17 protein-coding genes and 1 pseudogene are annotated in these 20,449 nt (G+C 72.6%); 11 read left to right on the top strand and 7 right to left on the bottom strand.

All coding sequences use genetic code 11. The features are described from left to right. Nucleotides 1–14: 14 nt before the first annotated feature. The 3 genes from OG965_RS20475 (at nucleotide 15) to OG965_RS20465 (ending at nucleotide 3,489) form a co-directional block, all read left to right on the top strand. A complete protein-coding gene (locus tag OG965_RS20475) occupies nucleotides 15–1,382 on the top strand; it encodes a sensor histidine kinase (RefSeq protein ID WP_371653536.1) in 1,368 nt (455 codons plus the stop codon). Continuing rightward, a complete protein-coding gene (locus OG965_RS20470; protein ID WP_371653535.1) occupies nucleotides 1,379–2,050 on the top strand; it encodes a response regulator in 672 nt (223 codons plus the stop codon). The genes OG965_RS20475 and OG965_RS20470 overlap by 4 nt, the downstream gene beginning before the upstream one ends. 212 nt (nucleotides 2,051–2,262) lie before the next feature. Further along, nucleotides 2,263–3,489: a cytochrome P450 gene (locus tag OG965_RS20465; RefSeq protein WP_371653534.1), complete on the top strand. Its 1,227-nt coding sequence runs from the start codon at nucleotides 2,263–2,265 to the stop codon at nucleotides 3,487–3,489. On the opposite strand, the gene OG965_RS20460 is transcribed toward OG965_RS20465, so the two are convergent. Beyond that, the gene (locus OG965_RS20460; protein WP_371653533.1) at nucleotides 3,486–4,211 is read right to left on the bottom strand and encodes a TetR/AcrR family transcriptional regulator C-terminal domain-containing protein; all 726 of its coding nucleotides are present in this window, start codon (nucleotides 4,209–4,211) and stop codon (nucleotides 3,486–3,488) included. The two genes, OG965_RS20465 and OG965_RS20460, sit on opposite strands and share 4 nt — an antisense overlap. A gap of 133 nt (nucleotides 4,212–4,344) precedes the next feature. On the opposite strand from OG965_RS20460, the gene OG965_RS20455 reads away from it, so the two are divergent. Beyond that, the gene (locus OG965_RS20455; RefSeq protein WP_371653532.1) at nucleotides 4,345–5,832 is read left to right on the top strand and encodes an MFS transporter; all 1,488 of its coding nucleotides are present in this window, start codon (nucleotides 4,345–4,347) and stop codon (nucleotides 5,830–5,832) included. Nucleotides 5,833–6,092: 260 nt separating this feature from the next. Here OG965_RS20455 and OG965_RS20450 read toward each other — a convergent pair whose 3' ends face one another. Beyond that, nucleotides 6,093–6,917, bottom strand: a complete 825-nt coding sequence (locus OG965_RS20450) for a diacylglycerol kinase (RefSeq protein ID WP_371653531.1) — start codon at nucleotides 6,915–6,917, stop codon at nucleotides 6,093–6,095. Nucleotides 6,918–7,060: 143 nt separating this feature from the next. Between OG965_RS20450 and OG965_RS20445 the strand changes: the two genes are divergently transcribed. Beyond that, nucleotides 7,061–8,344, top strand: a complete 1,284-nt coding sequence (locus OG965_RS20445) for an adenylosuccinate synthase (RefSeq protein WP_371653530.1) — start codon at nucleotides 7,061–7,063, stop codon at nucleotides 8,342–8,344. Nucleotides 8,345–8,413: 69 nt separating this feature from the next. Here OG965_RS20445 and OG965_RS20440 read toward each other — a convergent pair whose 3' ends face one another. Then, nucleotides 8,414–9,559: a serine/threonine-protein kinase gene (locus OG965_RS20440; protein WP_371653529.1), complete on the bottom strand. Its 1,146-nt coding sequence runs from the start codon at nucleotides 9,557–9,559 to the stop codon at nucleotides 8,414–8,416. A 126-nt stretch (nucleotides 9,560–9,685) separates the two neighbouring features. After that, a complete protein-coding gene (locus tag OG965_RS20435; protein WP_371653528.1) occupies nucleotides 9,686–10,075 on the bottom strand; it encodes a hypothetical protein in 390 nt (129 codons plus the stop codon). 60 nt (nucleotides 10,076–10,135) lie between these two features. Between OG965_RS20435 and OG965_RS20430 the strand changes: the two genes are divergently transcribed. After that, on the top strand, nucleotides 10,136–10,924 hold the full coding sequence (locus tag OG965_RS20430; protein WP_371653527.1) for a hypothetical protein: 789 nt from the start codon (nucleotides 10,136–10,138) through the stop codon (nucleotides 10,922–10,924). Here the strand turns inward: OG965_RS20430 and OG965_RS20425 are convergent. The 3 genes and pseudogenes from OG965_RS20425 to OG965_RS20415 all read right to left on the bottom strand — a co-directional run bounded on the left by OG965_RS20425 (nucleotide 10,900) and on the right by OG965_RS20415 (nucleotide 13,154). Continuing rightward, the gene (locus tag OG965_RS20425) at nucleotides 10,900–11,079 is read right to left on the bottom strand and encodes a DUF397 domain-containing protein (RefSeq protein WP_371653526.1); all 180 of its coding nucleotides are present in this window, start codon (nucleotides 11,077–11,079) and stop codon (nucleotides 10,900–10,902) included. The genes OG965_RS20430 and OG965_RS20425 overlap by 25 nt on opposite strands. Nucleotides 11,080–11,113: 34 nt before the next feature. Then, a pseudogene (locus tag OG965_RS20420) lies at nucleotides 11,114–11,275 on the bottom strand (Scr1 family TA system antitoxin-like transcriptional regulator); the annotation flags it as partial. Nucleotides 11,276–11,288: 13 nt separating this feature from the next. Then, a complete protein-coding gene (locus OG965_RS20415) occupies nucleotides 11,289–13,154 on the bottom strand; it encodes a serine/threonine-protein kinase (protein WP_371653525.1) in 1,866 nt (621 codons plus the stop codon). Nucleotides 13,155–13,561: 407 nt separating this feature from the next. Between OG965_RS20415 and OG965_RS20410 the strand changes: the two genes are divergently transcribed. The 5 genes from OG965_RS20410 to OG965_RS20390 all read left to right on the top strand — a co-directional run bounded on the left by OG965_RS20410 (nucleotide 13,562) and on the right by OG965_RS20390 (nucleotide 20,234). Beyond that, on the top strand, nucleotides 13,562–14,923 hold the full coding sequence (locus OG965_RS20410) for an aspartate aminotransferase family protein (RefSeq protein ID WP_371653524.1): 1,362 nt from the start codon (nucleotides 13,562–13,564) through the stop codon (nucleotides 14,921–14,923). 415 nt (nucleotides 14,924–15,338) lie between these two features. Continuing rightward, on the top strand, nucleotides 15,339–16,004 hold the full coding sequence (locus OG965_RS20405; protein ID WP_371653523.1) for a GntR family transcriptional regulator: 666 nt from the start codon (nucleotides 15,339–15,341) through the stop codon (nucleotides 16,002–16,004). After that, the gene (locus OG965_RS20400; RefSeq protein ID WP_371653522.1) at nucleotides 16,001–18,415 is read left to right on the top strand and encodes a dolichyl-phosphate beta-glucosyltransferase; all 2,415 of its coding nucleotides are present in this window, start codon (nucleotides 16,001–16,003) and stop codon (nucleotides 18,413–18,415) included. Before OG965_RS20405 ends, OG965_RS20400 begins: the two co-directional genes overlap by 4 nt. Before the next feature lie 170 nt (nucleotides 18,416–18,585). Next, the gene (locus tag OG965_RS20395) at nucleotides 18,586–19,236 is read left to right on the top strand and encodes a hypothetical protein (RefSeq protein WP_371653521.1); all 651 of its coding nucleotides are present in this window, start codon (nucleotides 18,586–18,588) and stop codon (nucleotides 19,234–19,236) included. 125 nt (nucleotides 19,237–19,361) lie between these two features. Further along, nucleotides 19,362–20,234 (top strand): class I SAM-dependent methyltransferase, encoded by an 873-nt coding sequence (locus tag OG965_RS20390; protein ID WP_371653520.1) that lies wholly within the window; start codon nucleotides 19,362–19,364, stop codon nucleotides 20,232–20,234. The last annotated feature ends 215 nt before the right edge of the window (nucleotides 20,235–20,449 follow it).

Below are 20,449 nucleotides of genomic sequence, written 5' to 3'. Positions count from 1 at the left end.
CCTACCGTGGGCACGTGACCGAGACCCTCAGCCCCAAGCCGCCGGGGAGCACGCCGGGCAACGGCGGGCGCAGCCCCGAATTCCTGCTCGCCATGGACGCGTTCGGCGGGCTCCGCCGGGACCTGTTCCGGGACGCCTTCGCCTACCGGCCGCTGCCGCCGATGCGTACGGACGGCCCGCTCACCCGCCATCTGTCCGACCGGCTGCGCCGGTACGCGGCCTGGACCCCGCACGCGGCCGTGCTCTTCGTCGCGTTCTGCGCCGCGATGATCACGTACACCGGCAGGTCCCAGGGCGGGGGGCTGGCGCTGCCCATCTGGGCGGTGTCGGGGCTGCTCACCGGGGTGCCCGTCGCCATGACCCTGATACGGCCGGTCGGCGCCTGGTGGACGGTGTGCGCGACCACGGTGGTCGTGGGCGCCCTGGGCCGGGGCGACGGCTTCTCCGGCTGGCCGTGGGCGCCGGGCGCGTTCCTCGCGCAGCTCGCGGTGATGGTGGTGGTGGCGCTGCGCACCCGGCCCCGTACCGCCGCGTGGATGTGGGTCCTCACGCTGCTGCTCGGCATGGTGATGCAGTTCTCCGGCGACCCGGACGGCGGCTCGGACGCCGGGCCGATGGCCGTCACGTCCGCGATCCTGCTCCTGATCGCCGTCGTCGTGAACGTCCGCAGGGACGCGGAGCGGAAGATCACCGTCCAGCAGTCGGTCACCGCCGTGGAACGCGACAAGCGGACCGTGCTCGAAGAGCGCACCACCATCGCGCGCGAGCTGCACGACGTGGTCGCGCACCACATGTCGGTGGTCGCCATCCAGGCCGAGGCGGCCCCGTACCGCGTCGAGAACCCGCCGCCGGAGCTGACGCAGGCGTTCGCGACGATCCGCGAGAACGCGGTGGCCGCGCTCACCGAGCTGCGCCGCGTGCTCGGTGTCGTACGCGCGGAGGACTACGAGGCGCCGGACGCCCCCCAGCCCACCCTCGCCGACCTCGACCGGCTCCTTGCGAACGTACGCGACGCGGGGCTCGACGTGACCAAGGCGGTCACGGGAGCGGTGCGCGAACTCCCGCAGGGCGTCGAGCTGTCGGCGTACCGCATCATCCAGGAGGCCCTCAGCAACGCCCTGCGCCATGCGCCGGGCGCGGCCGCGCGGGTGGAGGTCGGCTATGTGCTGGGCGGGGTGGGCCTGCGCGTGGTCAACGGCCCGCCGACGGGCACGGCGGCGGCGTCGCCCGGCAGCGGCCACGGGATCACGGGGATGCGGGAGCGGGTGGCGATGCTGGGCGGCGAGATGACGGCGGGCGAGGTGGCGGACGGCGGCGGTTACGAGGTGACGGTCTTCATCCCGGTTACGGCGGCAACGGCGGCAACGGCGGACGAGGCATGAGCGAGGCGAGCATCCGCGTACTGATCGTCGACGACCAGATGATGGTCCGGGAGGGCTTCTCGGTCCTGCTCAACGCCCAGCGCGACATCGAGGTGATCGGCGAGGCGGTCGACGGCCGGGAGGCGGTGGCCAAGGTCCGCGAACTCCGCCCCGACGTGGTCCTGATGGACATCCGCATGCCCGAGATGAACGGCATCGAGGCGACGCGGGAGATCGTGGCGGCGGACACCGAGGCGAGGGTGCTGGTGCTGACCACCTTCGACCTCGACGAGTACGTGTACCAGGCGCTGCGGGCCGGGGCGTCGGGGTTCCTCCTGAAGGACGCGTCCGCGCGTCAACTCGCGGAGGGTGTACGGGTGGTGGCCTCCGGCGACGCGCTCCTCGCCCCGTCCGTGACGCGCCGCCTGATCACCGAGTTCGCCCGTTCGACGCCGGTGCGGCGGGGGGTGTCGGGAGTGGTGGAGGTCGAGGAGCTGACCGACCGCGAAACGGAGGTCCTGATCCTGATAGCCCAGGGCCTCTCCAACGCGGAGATCGCGGACCGGTTGGTGGTGGCGGAGTCGACGATCAAGACGCATGTGAGCCGGGTGCTGGTGAAACTGGGCCTGCGCGACCGTACGCAGGCGGCGGTGTACGCGTACGAATCCCGCCTGATAACCCCGTCCTAGCCCCCACCCCGCTTTGGGGCTCTGCCACGTACCCCCGTTCGTCCGCGGACCGTGGCTGGCTGGTCGCGCAGTTCCCCGCGCCCCTTAAGGCACCTCCAGCCCCTCAGGGGCGCGGGGAACTGCGCGACCAGCCCCCACCGGGCCCGCAGCCGACGAACCCAGCCGCCCGGCTGAGGGCTTGAGGGAACGGGTGGGGTGGGGAAAGAACCCCCATGGACACCTCCACCCCCTTCCAGCCCACCTCCACCCCCTTCATCGCCAACCCCTACCCCGCCTACGCGGAGCTCCGCCGCACCGGCCGCACCCACCACCACCCCCGCACCAACCAGTGGCTGGTGCCCCACCACGCCGACGTCTCCGCCCTCCTCCGCGACCGCCGCCTCGGCCGCACCTACCTGCACCGCTTCACCCACGAGGAGTTCGGCCGTACACCCCCACCCCCCGCGCACGAGCCCTTCCACACCCTCAACGACCAGGGGATCCTCGATCTGGAGGGCCCCGACCACACCCGGATCCGGCGGCTGGTGGCCAAGGCGTTCACCCCGAGGCGCGTCGAGGAGCTCGGGCCCGTCGTCGAGCGCATCGCCCACCGCCTCGTCGGTGACTTCGTCGCGGCCGGTGGCGGGGACCTGCTCGCCGAAGTCGCCGAGCCCCTCCCCGTCGCCGTGATCGCGGAGATGCTCGGCATCCCCGAAGCCGACCGGCATCTGCTGCGGCCCTGGTCGGCCGACATCTGCGGGATGTACGAGCTGAGCCCCACCGAGGACACCGCCGCCCGCGCGGTCCGGGCGTCCAGGGAATTCTCCTCCTACCTACGGGAGTTGATCCGCGACCGGCGCCGCGCTCCCGCCCCCGCCCCCGACCTCATCTCCGCCCTCATCGCCGTCCACGACGGCGACGGCACCCGCCTCACCGAGCAGGAGATGATCTCCACCTGCGTCCTGCTCCTCAACGCGGGCCATGAGGCCACCGTCAACACCACGGCCAACGGGTGGTGGACGCTCTTCCGCCACCCTGAGCAGCTGGCCCTGCTGCGCGCCGAGCCCGGTCTGCTGCCCGGCGCCATCGAGGAACTGCTGCGCTACGACACCCCGTTGCAGCTCTTCGAGCGGTGGGTGCTCGACGACATCGAGGTCGGGGGGACGAGAATCCCCCGTGGGTCCGAGGTCGCGCTGCTCTTCGGCTCCGCCAACCGGGACCCGGCAGTCTTCGCGGACCCGGACACCTTCGACGTACGCCGCCCCGTCGCCGCCAACCGGCACGTCAGCTTCGGCGCGGGCATCCACTACTGCCTCGGCGCCCCCCTCGCCCGCCTCGAACTGGCCGTGTCGTTCGGCCTGTTGCTGCGCGAGGCTCCGCGTATGCGGCTGCTCTCCGAGCCGCGCTGGAAGCCGGGGTACGTGATCCGGGGCCTCACCGCCCTCGAAGTGGAGGTCTAGGACGCCTCCGGGCGCCTCAGCGCCAGGCCGTCCAGGACCACCTCCAACCCGTACGCGAACTTGCCGTCGCGCAGCCCGGCCGGGTCCACGACCTCCGCCGCGTACGCCTCGGCCAGGTGCTCGTGGTCGGCCGCGGCCTGCTGCGCGGCGGGCATGAGGCGGGCGATGAAGTCCGCCTCGGACTCGCCGGAGCGGGCGACCGTGGTGAGCCACGCCGCCTCCGTGGTGCTCATCCCGATCACGTACGACAGGACGGTCTCGATCGCGCGCTCCGGCTCGGGGAACCCGGAGCCCGCGAAGAGGGCGGCGAGCCGCTCGGAGAACGACATCAGGTTGGGGCCCAGATAGGCGAGGCCCGCCTGGCCGAGGACCGAGGCCAGCCAGCGGTGACGCAGGGCCGTCGCGCGGAAGGACTGGGCGGCCTCGGTGGTGGCGGCCCGCCAGTCGGGGCTGTCGGCGGGCGGTACGGCGATCTCCCCGAACACCTCGTCCACCGCGAGCTCCATCAGCTCGTCCTTGGTGGCGACGTGCCGGTAGAGGGAGGTCGCGCCCGCGTTCAGCCGGGCGCCGAGCTTGCGCATGCTGAGCGCCTCGATGCCGTCGGCGTCCAGCATCACGACCGCCTCGCGGACGATCGCGGCCCGGCTGAGCGCGGGCTGGTCGGGTTCGCGCTGCTTGCGGGCCCAGACGGACGGGATCGGGTTCGCGTTCTTGGCGGCCATGACACTCCTTCGCGGTACGTGCGTACGACGTTCGCATTTAGCGTACAAGGATTGATGGTTGCGCACACTGTGCGGAGCTGCGTACAGTGTGCGCATCGACGGAACGATGTGCGCAGCCGAGAGGAAGAACCCCATGGAGACCCGCAATCCACGCCGCTGGTGGATCCTGATCGTGCTGTGCCTCAGCTCGCTGGTGCTGGTGATCGACAGCATGGCGCTGACCGTGGCGGTGCCGTCGATGACGGAGGACCTCGGCGCGAGCGCCCAGGACACGCAGTGGATCCTCGACTCCTACATCCTGGTGTTCGCGGGCCTGCTGCTCACCTCCGGCAGCCTCGGTGACCGGTTCGGCCGCCGGAAGGTGATGATCATCGGCCTGCTGCTCTTCGGGGCGGCGTCGCTGGCGGCGGTGTTCTGCACCAACCCCGGCGAAGTCATCGCCGTACGGGTCGCGATGGGCGTCGGCGGGGCGCTGATCATGCCCTCGACGCTGTCGATCCTCATCACCGTCTTCGACGAGGAGGAGCGCGGCAAGGCGATGGCGGCGTGGGGTTCGGTGTCGATGCTCGGCCTGGTCGGCAGCCCGGTGCTCGGCGGCGTACTGATCGACCACTTCTCCTGGCACTCGATCTTCTTCATCAACATCCCGGTCGTGGCGCTGGCCATCCTGGCGGGCCTGGTCCTGATGCCCGAGTCGAAGGCGCCGTGGCAGCAGCCGGACCCGCTCGGCGCGGTGCTCTCGGCGGCCGGGATGACCGCGCTGATCTGGTGGATCATCGAGATCCCGCAGCACGGCGCGTTCGGCGGTCGCTCGCTGGTCACCCTGGCGGTCGCGGTCGTCGCCCTCACCGGATTCGTGGTCTGGGAGAACGTCACCGTCGCGCCGATGGTGCCGCTGGTCCTGTTCAAGCACCGCAACTTCAGCGGCGGTTCGGTGTCGCTGGCGCTCGTCCAGATCGGTACGGGTGGGCTGCTGCTCGTCCTCACCCAGTACCTCCAGTTCGTCCTCGGCTACTCGCCGGTCAAGGCGGGCCTGGCGTTCGTGCCGCTGGCGGTGGCGGCGCTGGCCGGCAACACGGCGGGTGCGTCGCTCGCCGCGAAGATCGGCAACCGCTGGCTGATCGTGGCCGGGATGCTGGCGATGGCCTCGTCCTTCGCGCTGCTGACCACCGTCACCGCGTCCTCGGGCTTCACCGTCCCGGCGATCGCCCTCGGCCTGCTCGGCCTCGGCGCGGGCCTGGCGATGCCGGCGGCGGTCGGCGCCCTGATGGGCACGATCCCGGCGGACAAGGCGGGCGTCGGCTCGGCCCTCAACGACACGATCCAGCAGGCCGGTACGGCACTGGGCATCGCGATCCTCGGCTCGATGCTGTCGAGCGGGTTCGCGGCGGAGATGCCGGCGGATGCGCCGGAGTCCGCTCGGCACTCGATCGCGGGCGCCCTGGCGACTGCGGGCGGCGACTCGACCCTGGTGCGGACGGCCCACGAGGCCTTCACCACGTCGATGTCGACCACTTTCGCGGTCAGCGCGATCGGCGTCCTGGCGGCGGCGGTCCTGGCGGCCCTGGTGATGCGGGACCCGAAGGGGGTGCGTGAGGCGGAGGCGGAGTTGGTGGCGTGAGGGGTGGGGTGGGGTGTGGGTGGCGGAGGCCGGTACCCCGGAGGGGGAACCGGCCTCTCGCCGTCTCCGGCGCCTGGTCGTCGGCTGCGGGCCGGTGGGGGCTGGTCGCGCAGTTCCCCGCGCCCCTGAAGGGGCGCGCTCCTTGTACGCCGGAGGGCTGGAGTTACCTAAGGGGCGCGGGGAACTGCGCGCTCAGCCCCCACCGAACCCGCAGACGAACGGGGTCCGGGGCGCAGCCCCCGTGGGACCCCCCGGAGGGTTCAGGTAACGGGCGGGGTGGGGGAAGGCAGCGTCAGGGTCCACGTCCCCGCCGTCCACGTCCGGCTACGGACCGGCCCCGCCACCACCTGCCCCGCCCGGTACCGGAACCCGTCCCCCGGGACGGAGACCGTCACGGCCCGGGCCCGCGCCCGCACCACCAGCGCCCCCGCGTGCGGCTGCACCACCACATGGGCGACCCCGTCCCCGGACGCGAGCGACACACCCGCGACCGGGCGGTCCAGGTCGGACAGGAGCACCCCGTCCGCCTCCACCCGCAGCCGGTGCGCCACGGCCGCCGCGACGGGCGCGGGCACGGGCGCCCGCACCAGGGTGCGTACGAGCGAGCGGCACGTACCCCAGACGGTCGGGGCGGAAGGCCGCACCGGCGACGGAGCCGCCGGGATGCAGAGGCCGCCGAGGACCACGTCCCCGCTGTCGTCGACCAGCAGGTCGAGTCGGCGCGGGGACCCGTCGAGGACGGCTCGCGCCGCCGCCACCGCGCCCATCGGCACCCCCAGTGACCTGGCAAGTTCCAGCAGAGGGGCGGTGCCCACGGGCACCAGCGCGAGGGCCGGGCCCAGGACATCACGTTCCCGCTGCAACAACGTCACAGTACGTAGCAGCGCCCGGTCGTCACCCACCACCACCGGCCGCCGCCCACCCCGCCGAGCGAGGGCCCGCGAGAACTCCTCCACCCCCTCCGGCCAGCATATTTTCGCCTGTGCACCCGCGCACAGCACATCCTTCGCGATCCGTACGGACTCGCCGTCGATACGGCGGGCGACCGGGTCGATGACCACCAGTAGCTGGTCGGCAGCCGACACATCGGTCCTTCCTCGGGTAGCATCTTTGTGCAAGAGCCCCTTGCGCTATTGCGCCAGGGGCTTCGTCTATTCCGGGGCACACCGGTCTGGCGGCTTCGGCCCACTGACCTTGGACATGCCCCGCCCGGAAGGGGTGTACGCCTGTGCCCGCACTTGTGCTGCTCGGTGCTCAGTGGGGTGACGAGGGCAAGGGAAAGGCCACCGACCTGCTCGGTGGATCCGTTGACTATGTAGTGCGCTACCAGGGCGGCAACAACGCCGGCCACACGGTCGTCGTCGGCGACCAGAAGTACGCGCTGCATCTTCTCCCTTCCGGGATCCTCTCGCCGGGGTGTACCCCGGTCATCGGCAACGGAGTCGTCGTCGACCCGGCGGTCCTGCTCTCCGAGCTGAGCGGGCTGAACGAGCGCGGCGTCGACACGTCCAAGCTGCTCATCAGCGGTAACGCTCACCTGATCACGCCGTACAACGTCACGCTCGACAAGGTGACGGAACGGTTCCTCGGCTCCCGCAAGATCGGCACCACCGGTCGCGGCATCGGCCCGACCTACGCGGACAAGATCAACCGCGTGGGCATCCGGGTCCAGGACCTGTACGACGAGTCGATCCTTGAGCAGAAGGTCGAGGCGGCGCTGGAGGGCAAGAACCAGCTCCTCGCCAAGGTCTTCAACCGGCGCGCCATCGAGTCCGGCAAGATCGTCGAAGAGATGCTCCAGTACGCGGAGCAGATCAAGCCGTTCGTCGCCGACACGACGCTGATCCTGAACAACGCGATCGACGAGGGCAAGGTCGTCCTCTTCGAGGGCGGCCAGGGCACGCTCCTCGACGTCGACCACGGCACGTACCCCTTCGTGACCTCGTCGAACCCGACCGCGGGCGGCGCCTGCACGGGTGCGGGCGTGGGCCCCACGAAGATCAGCCGCGTGATCGGCATCCTCAAGGCGTACACGACGCGCGTCGGCGCGGGCCCGTTCCCGACCGAGCTCTTCGACAAGGACGGCGAGGACCTGCGCCGCATCGGCGGCGAGCGCGGTGTGACCACCGGTCGCGACCGCCGCTGCGGCTGGTTCGACGCGGTGATCGCCCGCTACGCGACCCGGGTCAACGGCCTCACGGACTTCTTCCTCACCAAGCTCGACGTCCTGACGGGCTGGGAGCAGATCCCGGTCTGCGTGGCGTACGAGATCGACGGCAAGCGCGTCGAGGAGCTCCCGTACTCCCAGACCGACTTCCACCACGCGAAGCCGATCTACGAGATGCTGCCGGGCTGGTCCGAGGACATCACCAAGGCCCAGACCTTCTCCGACCTGCCGAAGAACGCGCAGGCGTACGTGAAGGCGCTGGAGGAGATGTCGGGCGCGCCGATCTCCGCGATCGGCGTCGGCCCCGGCCGGACCGAGACGATCGAGATCAACTCGTTCCTGTAGGCGCGAAGTTCGGTTGTGAGGGCGGGGCCGTCGGGATGTACTCCCGGCGGCCCCGCCGTCATGTGGTCGTCAGGTGAGGGACCGGGCGAAGAACCAGGCGACGAACCAGGCGACGAGGGCGAGGAGAATCAGGGCGACGATCAGGGCGCCGCTGAGACTCCGGCGCTGCTGCCCTCGGGGGAAGCCGGCGGCCTTCCTCGCCGGGGACCTCCTCATCCGGGCCTCGCTCGCGGCTGCGGGCGGCGGGGGCGGCGGATCGGGTCGGTATCCGTCCTCGGGGACGGGGAGCGGGTACTGGCGCCGGTGACCGCGAGGAATGCCGGACTCCCGCAACTCCGCCGCGTGCCCGGCGACTTGAGCCAGCACCTCGGGCGGCAACCAGGAGTGGCCCGGGCCGCCGTTCGTCGCCAGGTGCCCGGCGAGCTGCTCCGGCGTCGGCCGCCGCTCCGGATCCTTGTGCAGGCACGCCCGTACGACGGGCAGCAGGGACGCCGGAACGCCCACCAGGTCCGGCTCCTCGTGTACGACGCGGAACAGCATCATCCCGAGGCCGCTGTCGGGCAGGCCGAAGGCCATCCGCCCGGTCGCCGCGTACGCAAGCACCGCGCCCAGGCAGAACACGTCCCCGGCCGGGGTGACCGGCTTGCCCTGGATCTGCTCGGGCGACATGAACCCGGGGGACCCGACGATCACCCCGGTGCCCGCCATATCGCTCTCCGACAGCGCGGCCACCGCACCCGCGATCCCGAAGTCGATGACGCGCGGCCCGTCCATGGCGAGCAGGACGTGGGACGGCTTCAGATCGCGGTGGACAAGACCGGCGCTGTGGATGTCCGTCAGCGCCAGCGCGAGCCGGTCGGCGAGCACGAGCAGCGACGGCTCCGGCAGGGGCCCGAAGTCCCGGTCCACGACGTCCCGGAGGCTGGGCCCGGCCACGTACGCCGTCGCGACCCACGGGATCTCGGCCGTCGCGTCCGCGTCGAGCACGTGCGCGGTCCACGCACCGTTCACCTGCCGCGCGGCCGCCACCTCCTGGGCGAACCGCGAGCGGAACGCGGCCCGCTGCGCGTGCACCTCCCGTACGAGCTTGACCGCGACCGCCCGCCCGCCCGCCGACCGGGCCAGATAGACCCGCCCCGTCCCCCCGGCCCCGAGCCTGCCGAGCAGCCGGAACGGGCCGATGTGTGAGGGATCCCCCGCAACCAGGTCGTCCATGACGGGATGGTGGCACAGCGGGGGTGGGTGCGGCAGGTGATCGGGCGGGGTCGTCGGCCGGGCGCTTCGCGGGCCGCAGGCCGTATCGCGGGGGCCAAGTGATCGTTCGCCAGGCGTGATCACCCGTCAGCTGCTCCTCTGCCTCGGCGCGACCGTGGCACTGAACCCGCTCGCCGCGCAGCTGTACGCGGGCACCGGGCAGTGCCCGGTGGGCCCCGTCCCGCCGAGGGCCGCCGCGCCCGCGCCCGCCGCGCCCCACGTGGCGCCGCCGGGGGTCCGCCGTGAGAACCCCGGGTCGGTCGCGCCCCCGCCACAGATCGGCGTACCGACGTCCCGCCCGCGCCCGCCGGAAGAGGTGCGGCCGCCGGTGGTGCCGACGGTGCCGGTGCCGCGGCCCGCCGCGAAGGCCCGCGCACACCCGGGCGCCCTCCGGCCCGTACACCCGTACCGCTCCACCGCGCCGGCGCGCCCCGCCCCGGCCGGGTTCTCCACGGTCACGATGATGCTCGTCGTCACCACCCCCGCCGTCCTGGCCGCCGCAATCCTCCGTCCCCGATCCCGTTCCGGAGCCCGCCCGTGTCGCAATGGCTAGTACTCGTCGCCGCGTTGGTGCTCGTCTGCGCCGTCGTCCTCACCGTCACCGTCCTGCGTCACCGCCGGGTGGCCGACGCCGAGGACCCCAGCGAGACGCCCGACGTCATCGAGTACATGGTGATGATGGTCGGCGTCGTGTACGCCATCGTGCTCGGCCTCGCGATCGCGGGCGTGTGGGAGGCGCGCGGCGCGGCCGAGGACTCCGTACGGCGCGAGGCCCAGGCCCTGTACGAGGTCGGGCAGCGGGTGGACGTCTACCCGCCCGCCGTGCGCGACCGCATCCGGGGCGAGATCGACGCGTACGCCGCCCACACCGTGTCGGCCGAATGGCCCCTGCTGGTCCAGGGGCAGGAGCCGTCGCCGCAGGGCGCCGCGCTGCTCGCGGCCGTACGCACCGACGTCACCCACCGCGCGCCCGCCAACGACCTCCAGGCACAGGCCTATCAGCCGCTGCTCGACCAGATCGCCACCGCCGACGACGCCCGGCACACACGGATCGACAGCGCCGGGTCCACGCTGCCGGGGGTCGTCTGGTTCGGCCTCGTCGCCGGGGCCGTGGTGACGATCGGGCTGATCTTCACGCTCCAGATCCGCCGCTCGGCAAGGGAGTTGCTGCTCGCCGGGATCTTCAGCGGGCTGATCGTCTTCCTGCTGTTCCTGGTCTGGAGCTTCGACGCGCCGTTCGGCAGGTCGGGTACGGAGTCGGCGGACCCGTTCCGCGAACTCGCCCCGACCATGACCGCCGCTCAGGCGGCCCAGCCGACGAACTGAGCCCAGACGTCCGGGGCGACCTCGAAGGTGGGGCCGCCCTCGGGCAGTTTGGAGTCACGGACGTGGACGGCCTGGGGGCCGGCGGCGACCTCCACGCATTCGCCGCCGCTGGCGCTGCTGTAGCTGGACTTGAACCACCGCAGGGTGCTGCTCATCCGTACCCTCCTGCCAACCGCTGGGCGTACGTAATCACCTTTGCGGGGTCGGAGATCGACAGGCTCTCGTGCCGATCGTCCGCCGCAGCGTCGACTCTTCCAGAATCACCGCGATGAGCGCGACGGGCTCCGGCTCGAACCGTGCCTTACGGGCCATCCGCGCCTCGACCAGTTCCTCCCCCTCGCCCTCCGGGAGCTGAGCCGCTTTCCTACTGCGCCTCCGACAGCCTGTCGTAGACCACTTGTTCGCCGTTGTCGTCGTTCTGGCGGCGCAGGCGGCCGTCCGGGAGGACCGTGAGGGTGGTGGCCGCGCCCGGGGAGCAGGAGGTGGTCGGGCCGGATTCGACCGTGGAGGGGCCGAGCCTGAGCGGGGCGTCGGGGCTGGACGGGGTGGTGGTGAGGGGCGCGCGGAACACGCAGTGGTAGGTGCCGCCGCCGTCCAGCGGGCCGTCCGCCGTGAGGGTCATGACCTGGTCGCCGACCTTGCCGGGCTGCAGGACGAGGTGGCGGGTGTTGGACCCGCCGGCGTTGTCGATGGAGCCCGACCAGGTGCCGAGATACTTCTGCGGGATGTCGCCGGGGGCGCTCGCGCTGGGGGAGGGCGAGTCGGACGGGGTTTCGCTGCTGTCCGAACTCGGCGTGCTGGACGGCGACTTGGAGGCCGAGGGGCTCGTCGCCGTGTCCTTCTTCTTCTCCAGGGGGTCGTTCATGTACGCGTACACCGCACCACCCGCACCGACCGCCACCACCAGCGCCACCGCGACCAGCGCGATCGTCGACTTGGCGCTGCGGCGCGGCGGCTCCTCCCCGGGGGGCGGGGGCGGGCCGTATCCGTAGGTGGGGTTCGGGTGCGGGTAGGCGTATCCGGGCTGCGGGTACGGGGGTTGGTACGGCGACTGGTGCTGGGGCGGGTAGCTGTGGGCGGGGGCGGGGCCGCCGTTGGCCCAGGGCGGGGGAGGGGGTGCGGGTGTGGCGTAGGGGGCGGCCGAGCCGGGGCGTGCCAGGCCGGGCGCCGGCGCGTCCGTCGCGCCCGCCCCGTTCGGGGAGATCATGGTCGGGGTCGCGTGGGCGTCGGGGGTGCCGGCCGCCGGAGGGCCCGGCGGGAGCGCGGGCATCGGCGGTGGGGCCGGGAGCGCGGGCGTCGGGGCCGGGGTCTGGGCCGTGCCGCCCTCCGGGTTCTCCACGTCCAGCAACTGCACGGCGTGGCTGCCGAGTTCGGCCACCAGGGGGCCCGGGAGCCACGGGCCGGTCGTCGCGTCCTCGGGGCCCAGGCGCTCCAGGATCGCGGCGAGCGCGGGCCGGGACGCGGGGGTCTTGTGCAGACAGTCCCGTACGAGGTCGCGCAGCGACTCCGGCACCCCGTCAAGGTCCGGCGGCTCCTGCGCGATGCGGAACATCAGCGCGTGCACCCCGCTGTCGCTCCCGCCGAACGGCAGCTTCCCGCTCGCCGCGTACGCGAGCACCGACCCGAGGCAGAAGACGTCGCACGCCGGCGTGATCCGGTCGCCGCGCACCTGCTCGGGCGCCATGAAGCCGGGCGAGCCCACCAGTGCGCCGGTGCGGGTCAGCCCGCCGTCGACGACGGTCTCCAGGGCCCGGGCTATGCCGAAGTCGATGACGCGCGGCCCGTCGATGGTGACGAGAACATTGGACGGCTTCAGATCGCGGTGGATCAGCCCGGCGGTGTGGATGTCCTGGAGCGCGTGGGTCAGGCCGCGCGCGAGGATGCGTACGGAACGCTCGGGCAGCGGGCCGTGGTCGCCCGAGACGACGGCCTGGAGGCTGGGCCCGGCCACGTACCCCGTGGCGACCCAGGGCACGGCGGCCTCGGTGTCCGCGTCGAGCACGGGCGCGGTCCATCGGCCGCCGACGCGGCGGGCGGCCTGCACCTCCTGGCGGAACCGTCCCCGGAACTCCTCGCGCTCGGCGAGCTCCTGCCGTACGAGCTTGACCGCGACCGTGCGGCCCCGGTCGGAGCGGGCCAGGTACACCTGGCCCATGCCGCCTGCGCCGAGCCGCGCGAGCAGCCTGTACGCGCCGATCCGCTGCGGATCCCCGGCCCCCAGTTTCTCCATGGCGCCGTCGCCCTCCCCCGATCGAACGAGCCCCCTCGAAACGGGCTCATCGGGGTGAGGATAGTGCGCGCCGGGTGGGGTTACCCCCGTCTGGCCCCTCCCCGCCCGTTGCGGGCTACGCCCCGGCCCCTGTTTGTCTGCGGGTTCAGTGGGGGCTGGTCGCGCAGTTCCCCGCGCCCCTATAGGCACCTCCAGCCTCTCCGGCGTGCAAGGAGCGGGGTCCGGGGGGCGTAGCCCCCGGGAAACGAGCCTCCACCCCCCACCCACCCCCGGAGGCCACGCGGCGGAGCCGCAAATGTCTCAGCGGGAACGGGGCGGGGAGGGGGCGACACCCTGCCGAGCCACACGGCTCACGCCATACAACCTGGCCATCCCCACCCCCACCTGCCACTCCTTACCCTGGCCCCATGACCCCTCATGTCGAACCCGACCCCCGGGCCGGCGCGGCCGTGAAGGCCGCCGACCGTGCGCACGTGTTCCACTCCTGGTCCGCCCAGGGCCTGATCGACCCGCTCGCCGTCGCCGGCGCGGAGGGTTCGTACTTCTGGGACTACGACGGAAACCGCTACCTCGACTTCACCAGCGGCCTCGTCTTCACCAACATCGGGTACCAGCACCCGAAGGTCGTCGCGGCGATCCAGGAGCAGGCCGGGAAGCTCGCCACCTTCGCGCCCGCCTTCGCCGTCGAGGCCCGCTCCGAGGCCGCACGCCTCATCGCCGAGCGGACCCCGGGCGACCTGGACAAGATCTTCTTCACCAACGGCGGCGCCGAGGCCGTCGAGAACGCCGTCCGGCTGGCGCGCCTGCACACCGGCCGCCACAAGGTGCTGAGCGCGTACCGGTCGTACCACGGGGCCACCTCCACCGCGATCAACCTCACCGGGGACCCCCGCCGCTGGGCCTCGGACACCGGTTCCGCCGGCGTCGTCCGGTTCTGGGCGCCGTTCCTCTACCGGTCCGCCTTCTACTCGACCACCGAGGCCGAGGAGTGCGCCCGCGCCCTCACCCACCTCGAAGACACCATCGCCTTCGAGGGGCCCGCCGGCATCGCGGCCATCATCCTGGAGACCGTCCCCGGCACCGCCGGCATCATGACCCCGCCCCCCGGCTACCTCGCCGGCGTCCGCGAGATCTGCGACCGGTACGGGATCGTCCTCGTCCTGGACGAGGTCATGTCCGGGTTCGGGCGCACGGGCTCGTGGTTCGCCGCCGATCTGTACGGCGTCACCCCCGACCTCATGACCTTCGCCAAGGGCGTCAACTCCGGCTACGTCCCGCTCGGCGGCGTCGCCATCTCCGCCGAGATCGCCGCCACCTTCGACAAGCGGCCCTTCCCCGGTGGGCTCACCTACTCCGGGCACCCGCTCGCCTGCGCCGCCGCCGTCGCCACCATCAACGTCATGGAGGACGAGGGCATCGTCGGCCAGGCCGCCCACATCGGCTCCACCGTCCTGGAGCCGGGACTGCGCGAGCTCGCCGCCCGCCACCCCTCCATCGGCGAGGTGCGCGGGACCGGGGTCTTCTGGGCCCTTGAGCTGGTGAAGAGCCGGGAGACGCGCGAACCGCTCGTTCCCTACAACGCCTCCGGTGCCGATGCCGCGCCCATGGTCGCGTTCGGTGCCGCGTGCAAGAAGAACGGGCTCTGGCCCTTCATCAACATGAACCGCACGCATGTCGTGCCGCCCTGCAACATCACCGAGGCCGAGGCCAAGGAGGGTCTCGCGGTGCTGGACGAGGCGCTGTCCGTAGCGGACGAGCACACGGTCTGAGCCCCCACCCCGCCCCTTCCCCTAAACCCTCCGGGGGTGGGTGGGGGTGGAGGTGGTTGTCCCGGGGGCTACGCCCCCGGACCCCCGTTTGCGGGGCCTGCGGCCCCTGCGCCCCGCTTCGGGGCTCCGCCCCGGACCCCGCTCCTCAAACGCCGGAGGGGCTGAATTTGCCCGGGGCTGGAGGTGCCGGTCTTTAGGGGCGCGGGGAACTGCGCGACCAGCCCCCACCGAACCCGCAGACAAACACGGGCCCCGGGGCGGAGCCCCGAAGCGGGGTCTGGGGGCGTAGCCCCCAGCAGCCCACCCCGACCCCCACCCGGCCGCCCGCCCAGGGCCTTCGGGAAGGGGCGGGGTGGGGGAGACCCGGCCGGGCCTGGCCTATCGTGTGCGGGATACCGACGAGGGGAGGGGCGCCGTGCCCGCGAGTGGAGGCGTGACGCGCAGTACGCTGCGGCAGCAGATCGCCGACGCGCTGCGTGACGAGATACTGGCCGGGCGCCTGCAGCCCGGCGAGGAGTTCACCGTCAAGCAGATCGCCGAGCAGTACGGGGTGAGCGCCACCCCCGTCCGCGAGGCCCTCGTCGACCTCACCGCGCAGGGTCTGCTCGACTCCGACCAGCACCGCGGCTTCCGCGTCCATGAGTTCTCCGTGGAGGACTACAAGGGCATGGTGGAGGCCCGGTCCCTCGTCGTGAACGGGATCTTCCGGAAGATCACCGAGCTGGGCGCCGCCCACGGCCCCGCCCTCGTCTCCGTCCGGCGCCGCGCCGAGGAGTGCGCCCGCGCCGCCCGCAGCGGCGATCTGAACATCCTCATCGGCTACGACCTCCGGTTCTGGCGCGAGCTCGGCGCCCTCGCCGGGAACCCGTACATCTCGGACTTCCTGCACCGGCTGCGCATGCAGTGCTGGGTCTTCGCCGTCCCGTATCTGCGCGGCCGCTCCGACCTCAGCGACTGGCTGTGGAACGGCCACGGCGACCTCGTGGACGCGGTGGTCCAGGGCGACGGCGACGCCGCGTACGCCGTGATCAGCGCCTACAACGACCACTCGCTCACCTGGGCGGAGCGGCTGAAGCGGTGACGGACGGCGGCCCTCTCGATCTCTCGGTCGTCGTCCCCGCGTACAACGAGGAGCGGCGCCTGGGCCCGACCCTGGGCGCGATCCGGGACCACCTGCACGACGCGCCGCTCTCCTGGGAGCTGATCGTCGTCGACGACGGGTCCGAGGACGGGACGGCGGACGTGGCCAGGGACGCCGCTGCCGCCGACCCCCGTATCCGCCTCGTCGCCGCCGACCGCAACCGCGGCAAGGGGCACGCCCTGCGGCTCGGCGTCGCCGCCTCCCGGGGCGCCCGGGTGCTGCTCACCGACGCCGACCTGGCCACCCCCGTCGCCGAGCTCGACCGGCTCGCCAAGGAGCTCGACGGCGCCGAGGCGGCCGCCGCGATCGGTTCCCGCGCCCACCCCGAGGCCGACATAGCGGTTCATCAGAGCCGCGTCCGCGAGTGGCTGGGGCGGATGGGCAACCGGCTGATACGCGCCGTCGCGGTGCCCGGCATCCACGACACCCAGTGCGGCTTCAAGCTCTTCGACGGCGACAAGGCGCGCGCGGCCTTCGCGGACGCCCGCCTGGACGGCTGGGGCATCGACGTGGAGATACTCCAGTACTTCCGCCGCCGCGGCTGGCCCGTGGCCGAGGTCCCGGTCCGCTGGTCCCACCAGGAGGGCTCCAAGGTCGGCCCCGCCGACTACGGCCGGGTGCTGCTCGAACTCGTACGCCTCAAGGCCCGTTCCGCGAGCCGCGCGAACCTCGCCCTGTTCGCCCTCTTCCTGCTCTCCTCGGTCGTCCTCTACAAGGACCTCTGGACCGACCTCGGCCGCGGCTATCTCGCGGACTCCGGTCAGGACCAGAACCAGTGGGAGTGGTTCTTCTCGGTCACCGCCGACAACGTCAGACATCTGCGCGACCCGTTCTTCACCACCCTCCAGGGCTTCCCGGACGGGGTGAACCTCATGGGGAACACCCCCATGCTGGGCCTGTCCGTGCCGCTCGCCCCCGTCACGCTCGCGCTGGGGCCGACCGTCACCTGGGCGCTGGTCCTCACGCTCGGCCTCACCGCGACGGCGTACGCCTGGTCCCGGCTCTTCGCGCGGTGGGTGACCGGCAACCCGTGGGCCGCCGGGCTCGGCGGCGCGCTCGCCGGCTTCGCGCCGCCGATGGTCTCGCACGCCAACGCCCACCCGAACTTCTGCGTCCTGTTCATGATCCCGGTGATCGTCGACCGCGCGCTGCGGCTGTGCTCACCGGCCGCGAACGTCCGGCGCGACGGCGTGCTGCTCGGCCTGTTCACCGCGTACCAGATCTTCCTCGGCGAGGAGGTCCTGCTGCTCGCCTCGGTCGGCATGCTGCTCTTCGCGCTGTCGTACGCGCTGGCGCGGCGGGATGTCATACGCGCGGCCGGGCCCGCGCTCGCGAAGGGCATCGGGGTGGCCGCCCTGGTCTGTCTGCCCCTGGTGGCGTATCCCCTCACCTGGCAGTTCTTCGGCGACCAGAGCTACCACTCGGTGCTGCACGGCGACGCCGCGGGCAACAGCCCGCTCTCCTTCCTGAAGTTCTCCGGGCGGGCGCTGCTCGGCGACGAGGCGACGGCGGACAAGCTGGCGCTCAACCGGACCGAGCAGAACGCGTTCTACGGCTGGCCGCTGATCGCGCTGGCCTTCGCGATCACCGTACGGCTGTGGCGCCACGCCCTGGTCAAGGCGCTCGCGGGCACGGCGGTGGCGGCGGCGCTGCTCTCGCTCGGCCAGAAGATCAGCATCCCGTACACGGACATCGAGCTGCCGGGCCCCTGGCGGGCGCTCGCCCACCGCCCGCTCTTCGAGTCGGTCATCGAGGGCCGGGTCGGCATGATCTGCGCACCGGCGCTCGGCGCGCTGGTCGCGCTGGCGGTCGGCCGCCTGGCGACGGCGGGCGGGGTGAACCGGCCGGCCGGCCTCGCTGCCGTGGCGCTGGCCCTGCTGCCGATCGTCCCGACCCCGTTCGCGGTGACCGAGCGGGCGCCGGTGCCGTCGTTCTTCGCGGACGGGCTGTGGCGTACGTACGTGAAGCCCGGCGAGTCCGTGGTGACGGTGCCGCTGCCCGACCCGGCGGCCGCCGACGCCCTGCACTGGCAGGTCCGCGCGGACCTCGGCTTCCCGCTCCCCGGCGGCTACTTCAACGGCCCCTGGGGCCCGGACCGCATCGGCATCTACGGCGCCTCCCCGCGCTGGACCTCCAACCTGCTGCGCGATGTGCGCTACGGCGGCGAGATCCCCGACATCGGCGACGCCTGGCGCGCCCAGGCGCGGGCGGACCTGGCGTACTGGAAGGCCGGGCTCGTCGTCCTGCCCCCGCAGGACAACGACCGGGCGCTGTACACGACGGTGGCGCGGCTGCTCGGCAGGGAGGGCCGCCAGGTGGACGGGGTATGGATCTGGGACGTAGGCCGCTGAGCCCTTCCCCGGGTCGGTCGTGATGCGTCTTCTGATACGCGTGTGACGCCTGAGCCGACGGCTTCACGGCGCGTTGACGCGTGCCCCGCACGGGAGTTGACGGGCGAGCTTCGCGCAGCGTGCTCGGCGGACTACGCTGTCCCGACCATAGCGACCTCGTAAGGAGCCCCGTGGCCTGTGACTTGTGGCTGGTCCCCCTCGTCGACGTGCTGTGCCACAGCCCCGACAACCCGTTCGCCGAGGAGATCGCCTCGTACGACAAGGCGCTCGGTGAGGCAGGGCTGCCGCCCGTGCCCGTCTTCGCGTACATGCCCGGCCTGTCGGGCGACGTCGCCCCGGTCGCGGGCTTCGACTACGACGCGCTGCACTTCCTGCGCCGCGCCTACCTCCTCCAGCTCTGCCGTCTCGCCGTGACGCCGGTGGACGAGCTCGGCGGCGACTACGAACAGCTCCTGGAGATGTTCGAGACGACGGCCCAGCAGTCCCATCTGGTCTGGCACTACGACCACGCGGGCGCGTACGTGCCCGTCGACTTCCACACCCCGCTCGGCAACGAGGAACTGCTGGCCGGAGGCGGTCCGCTGGGCTCCACGCACGGGCTGCTGCGGGAGCTGGAGTTCGTGGCCCCGGCGATCGGAATAGACCCCGTCAACCCGCCGATGGCCCCGGCCCCGCCGGACCGCCCGACCTCGCTGGAGGAGCCGGCGGGCCCGATCCCGTACGACGAGAGCCCCTTCGCACGGGAGCGGCACGTATGGCTGGGGCTGCACGCGGCGGCGACGAGGTCGCTGGCGCAGGGCTCTATGATCATCTTCAGCTGAGGAGCGCGGCGCCGGGCCGTCTCCGGTCGGTCTCGTACGGGGGATGTCGCCGGAGCACCACCGGCCCCACCCCTGACCGTAAACTCCGCGCCACTTGGCGGGAGTAGGACCGGTTCATGTCCTCCATGCCACAAACGACGAGCGCCCAGAGCGCCGCCGCCCCGGCCCGCTTCTCCGACGTCAAGGGGTGGTTCTGGCCCGCCGACCAACTGCTCTTCGACTGGTTCCTGGCGCGCCAGGAGCGCCAGGAACTCCGTGGTGACCTGCTGGAACTCGGCGCGTACCTGGGCAAGAGCGCGATCTTCCTGGGGTCGTACCTGCGGGAGGGCGAGACGTTCACGGTCTGCGACCTGTTCGACTCGCCCGCGCCGGACGACCCCAACAGCGAGGAGATGGACCGCTCGTACGCGACGCTCACACGGCGGGCCTTCGAGGCGAACTACCTCTCCTTCCACGACGACCTCCCGGTGGTGGTCCAGGCCCCCACGTCGGTGATCACGTCCCGCGTCTCCCCGTCCACCTGCCGCTTCGTCCACGTGGACGCGTCGCACCTGTACGAGCACGTGTACGGGGACATCGAGGCGGCGCGGGCGCTGGTCGCCCCGGACGCGATCGTGGCGTTCGACGACTTCCGGGCGGAGCACTGTCCGGGGGTCGCCGCGGCGGTGTGGGGCGCGGTGGCGACGACCGGCCTCCGCCCGATCTGCATCACCGGAACGAAGTTCTACGGCACGTGGTCGGACCCGGAGCCGGCGCGCACCGAGCTCCTGTCCTGGCTGTCCTCCCGCCCCGACATGTGGCACGGGGTGGAGGAGGTGGCGGGGGCGCCGATGATCCGGATCGCGGGCAAGAAGGCGGTGGCGCCGGAGGCGCCGAGGTCCCGGCACGAGGGCTCCGCCTCGACCCCGCCCCGGGCGACGCCCCCGGCGACGGCGCCGCCGAAGCCCCGCGCACCTCTGGCCCGCCGCTTGGCGAGGACCTTGCTGCCCCGCCGCTAGACCCGCCGGGGAGCTTCCCGTTCGGCTGCGGGTTCGGTGGGGGCTGGTCGCGCAGTTCCCCGCGCCCGTAAAAGCCGGCACCTCCAGCCCCGGCGGCGTTCGAGGTGCGGGCCCCTTTAGGGGCGCGGGGAACTGCGCGCCCAGCCACAGACGACCCGCAGACGAACGGGGGTCCGGGGGCGTAGCCCCCGGGAAACCCTCCTCCACCCCCACCC

The sequence above is a fragment of the Streptomyces sp. NBC_00224 genome (genome assembly GCF_041435195.1).
Taxonomy (GTDB): Bacteria; Actinomycetota; Actinomycetes; order Streptomycetales; family Streptomycetaceae; genus Streptomyces.
Note: the sequence above shows the minus strand (reverse complement) of the source record. Positions and strands in the feature narration are given on the sequence as shown.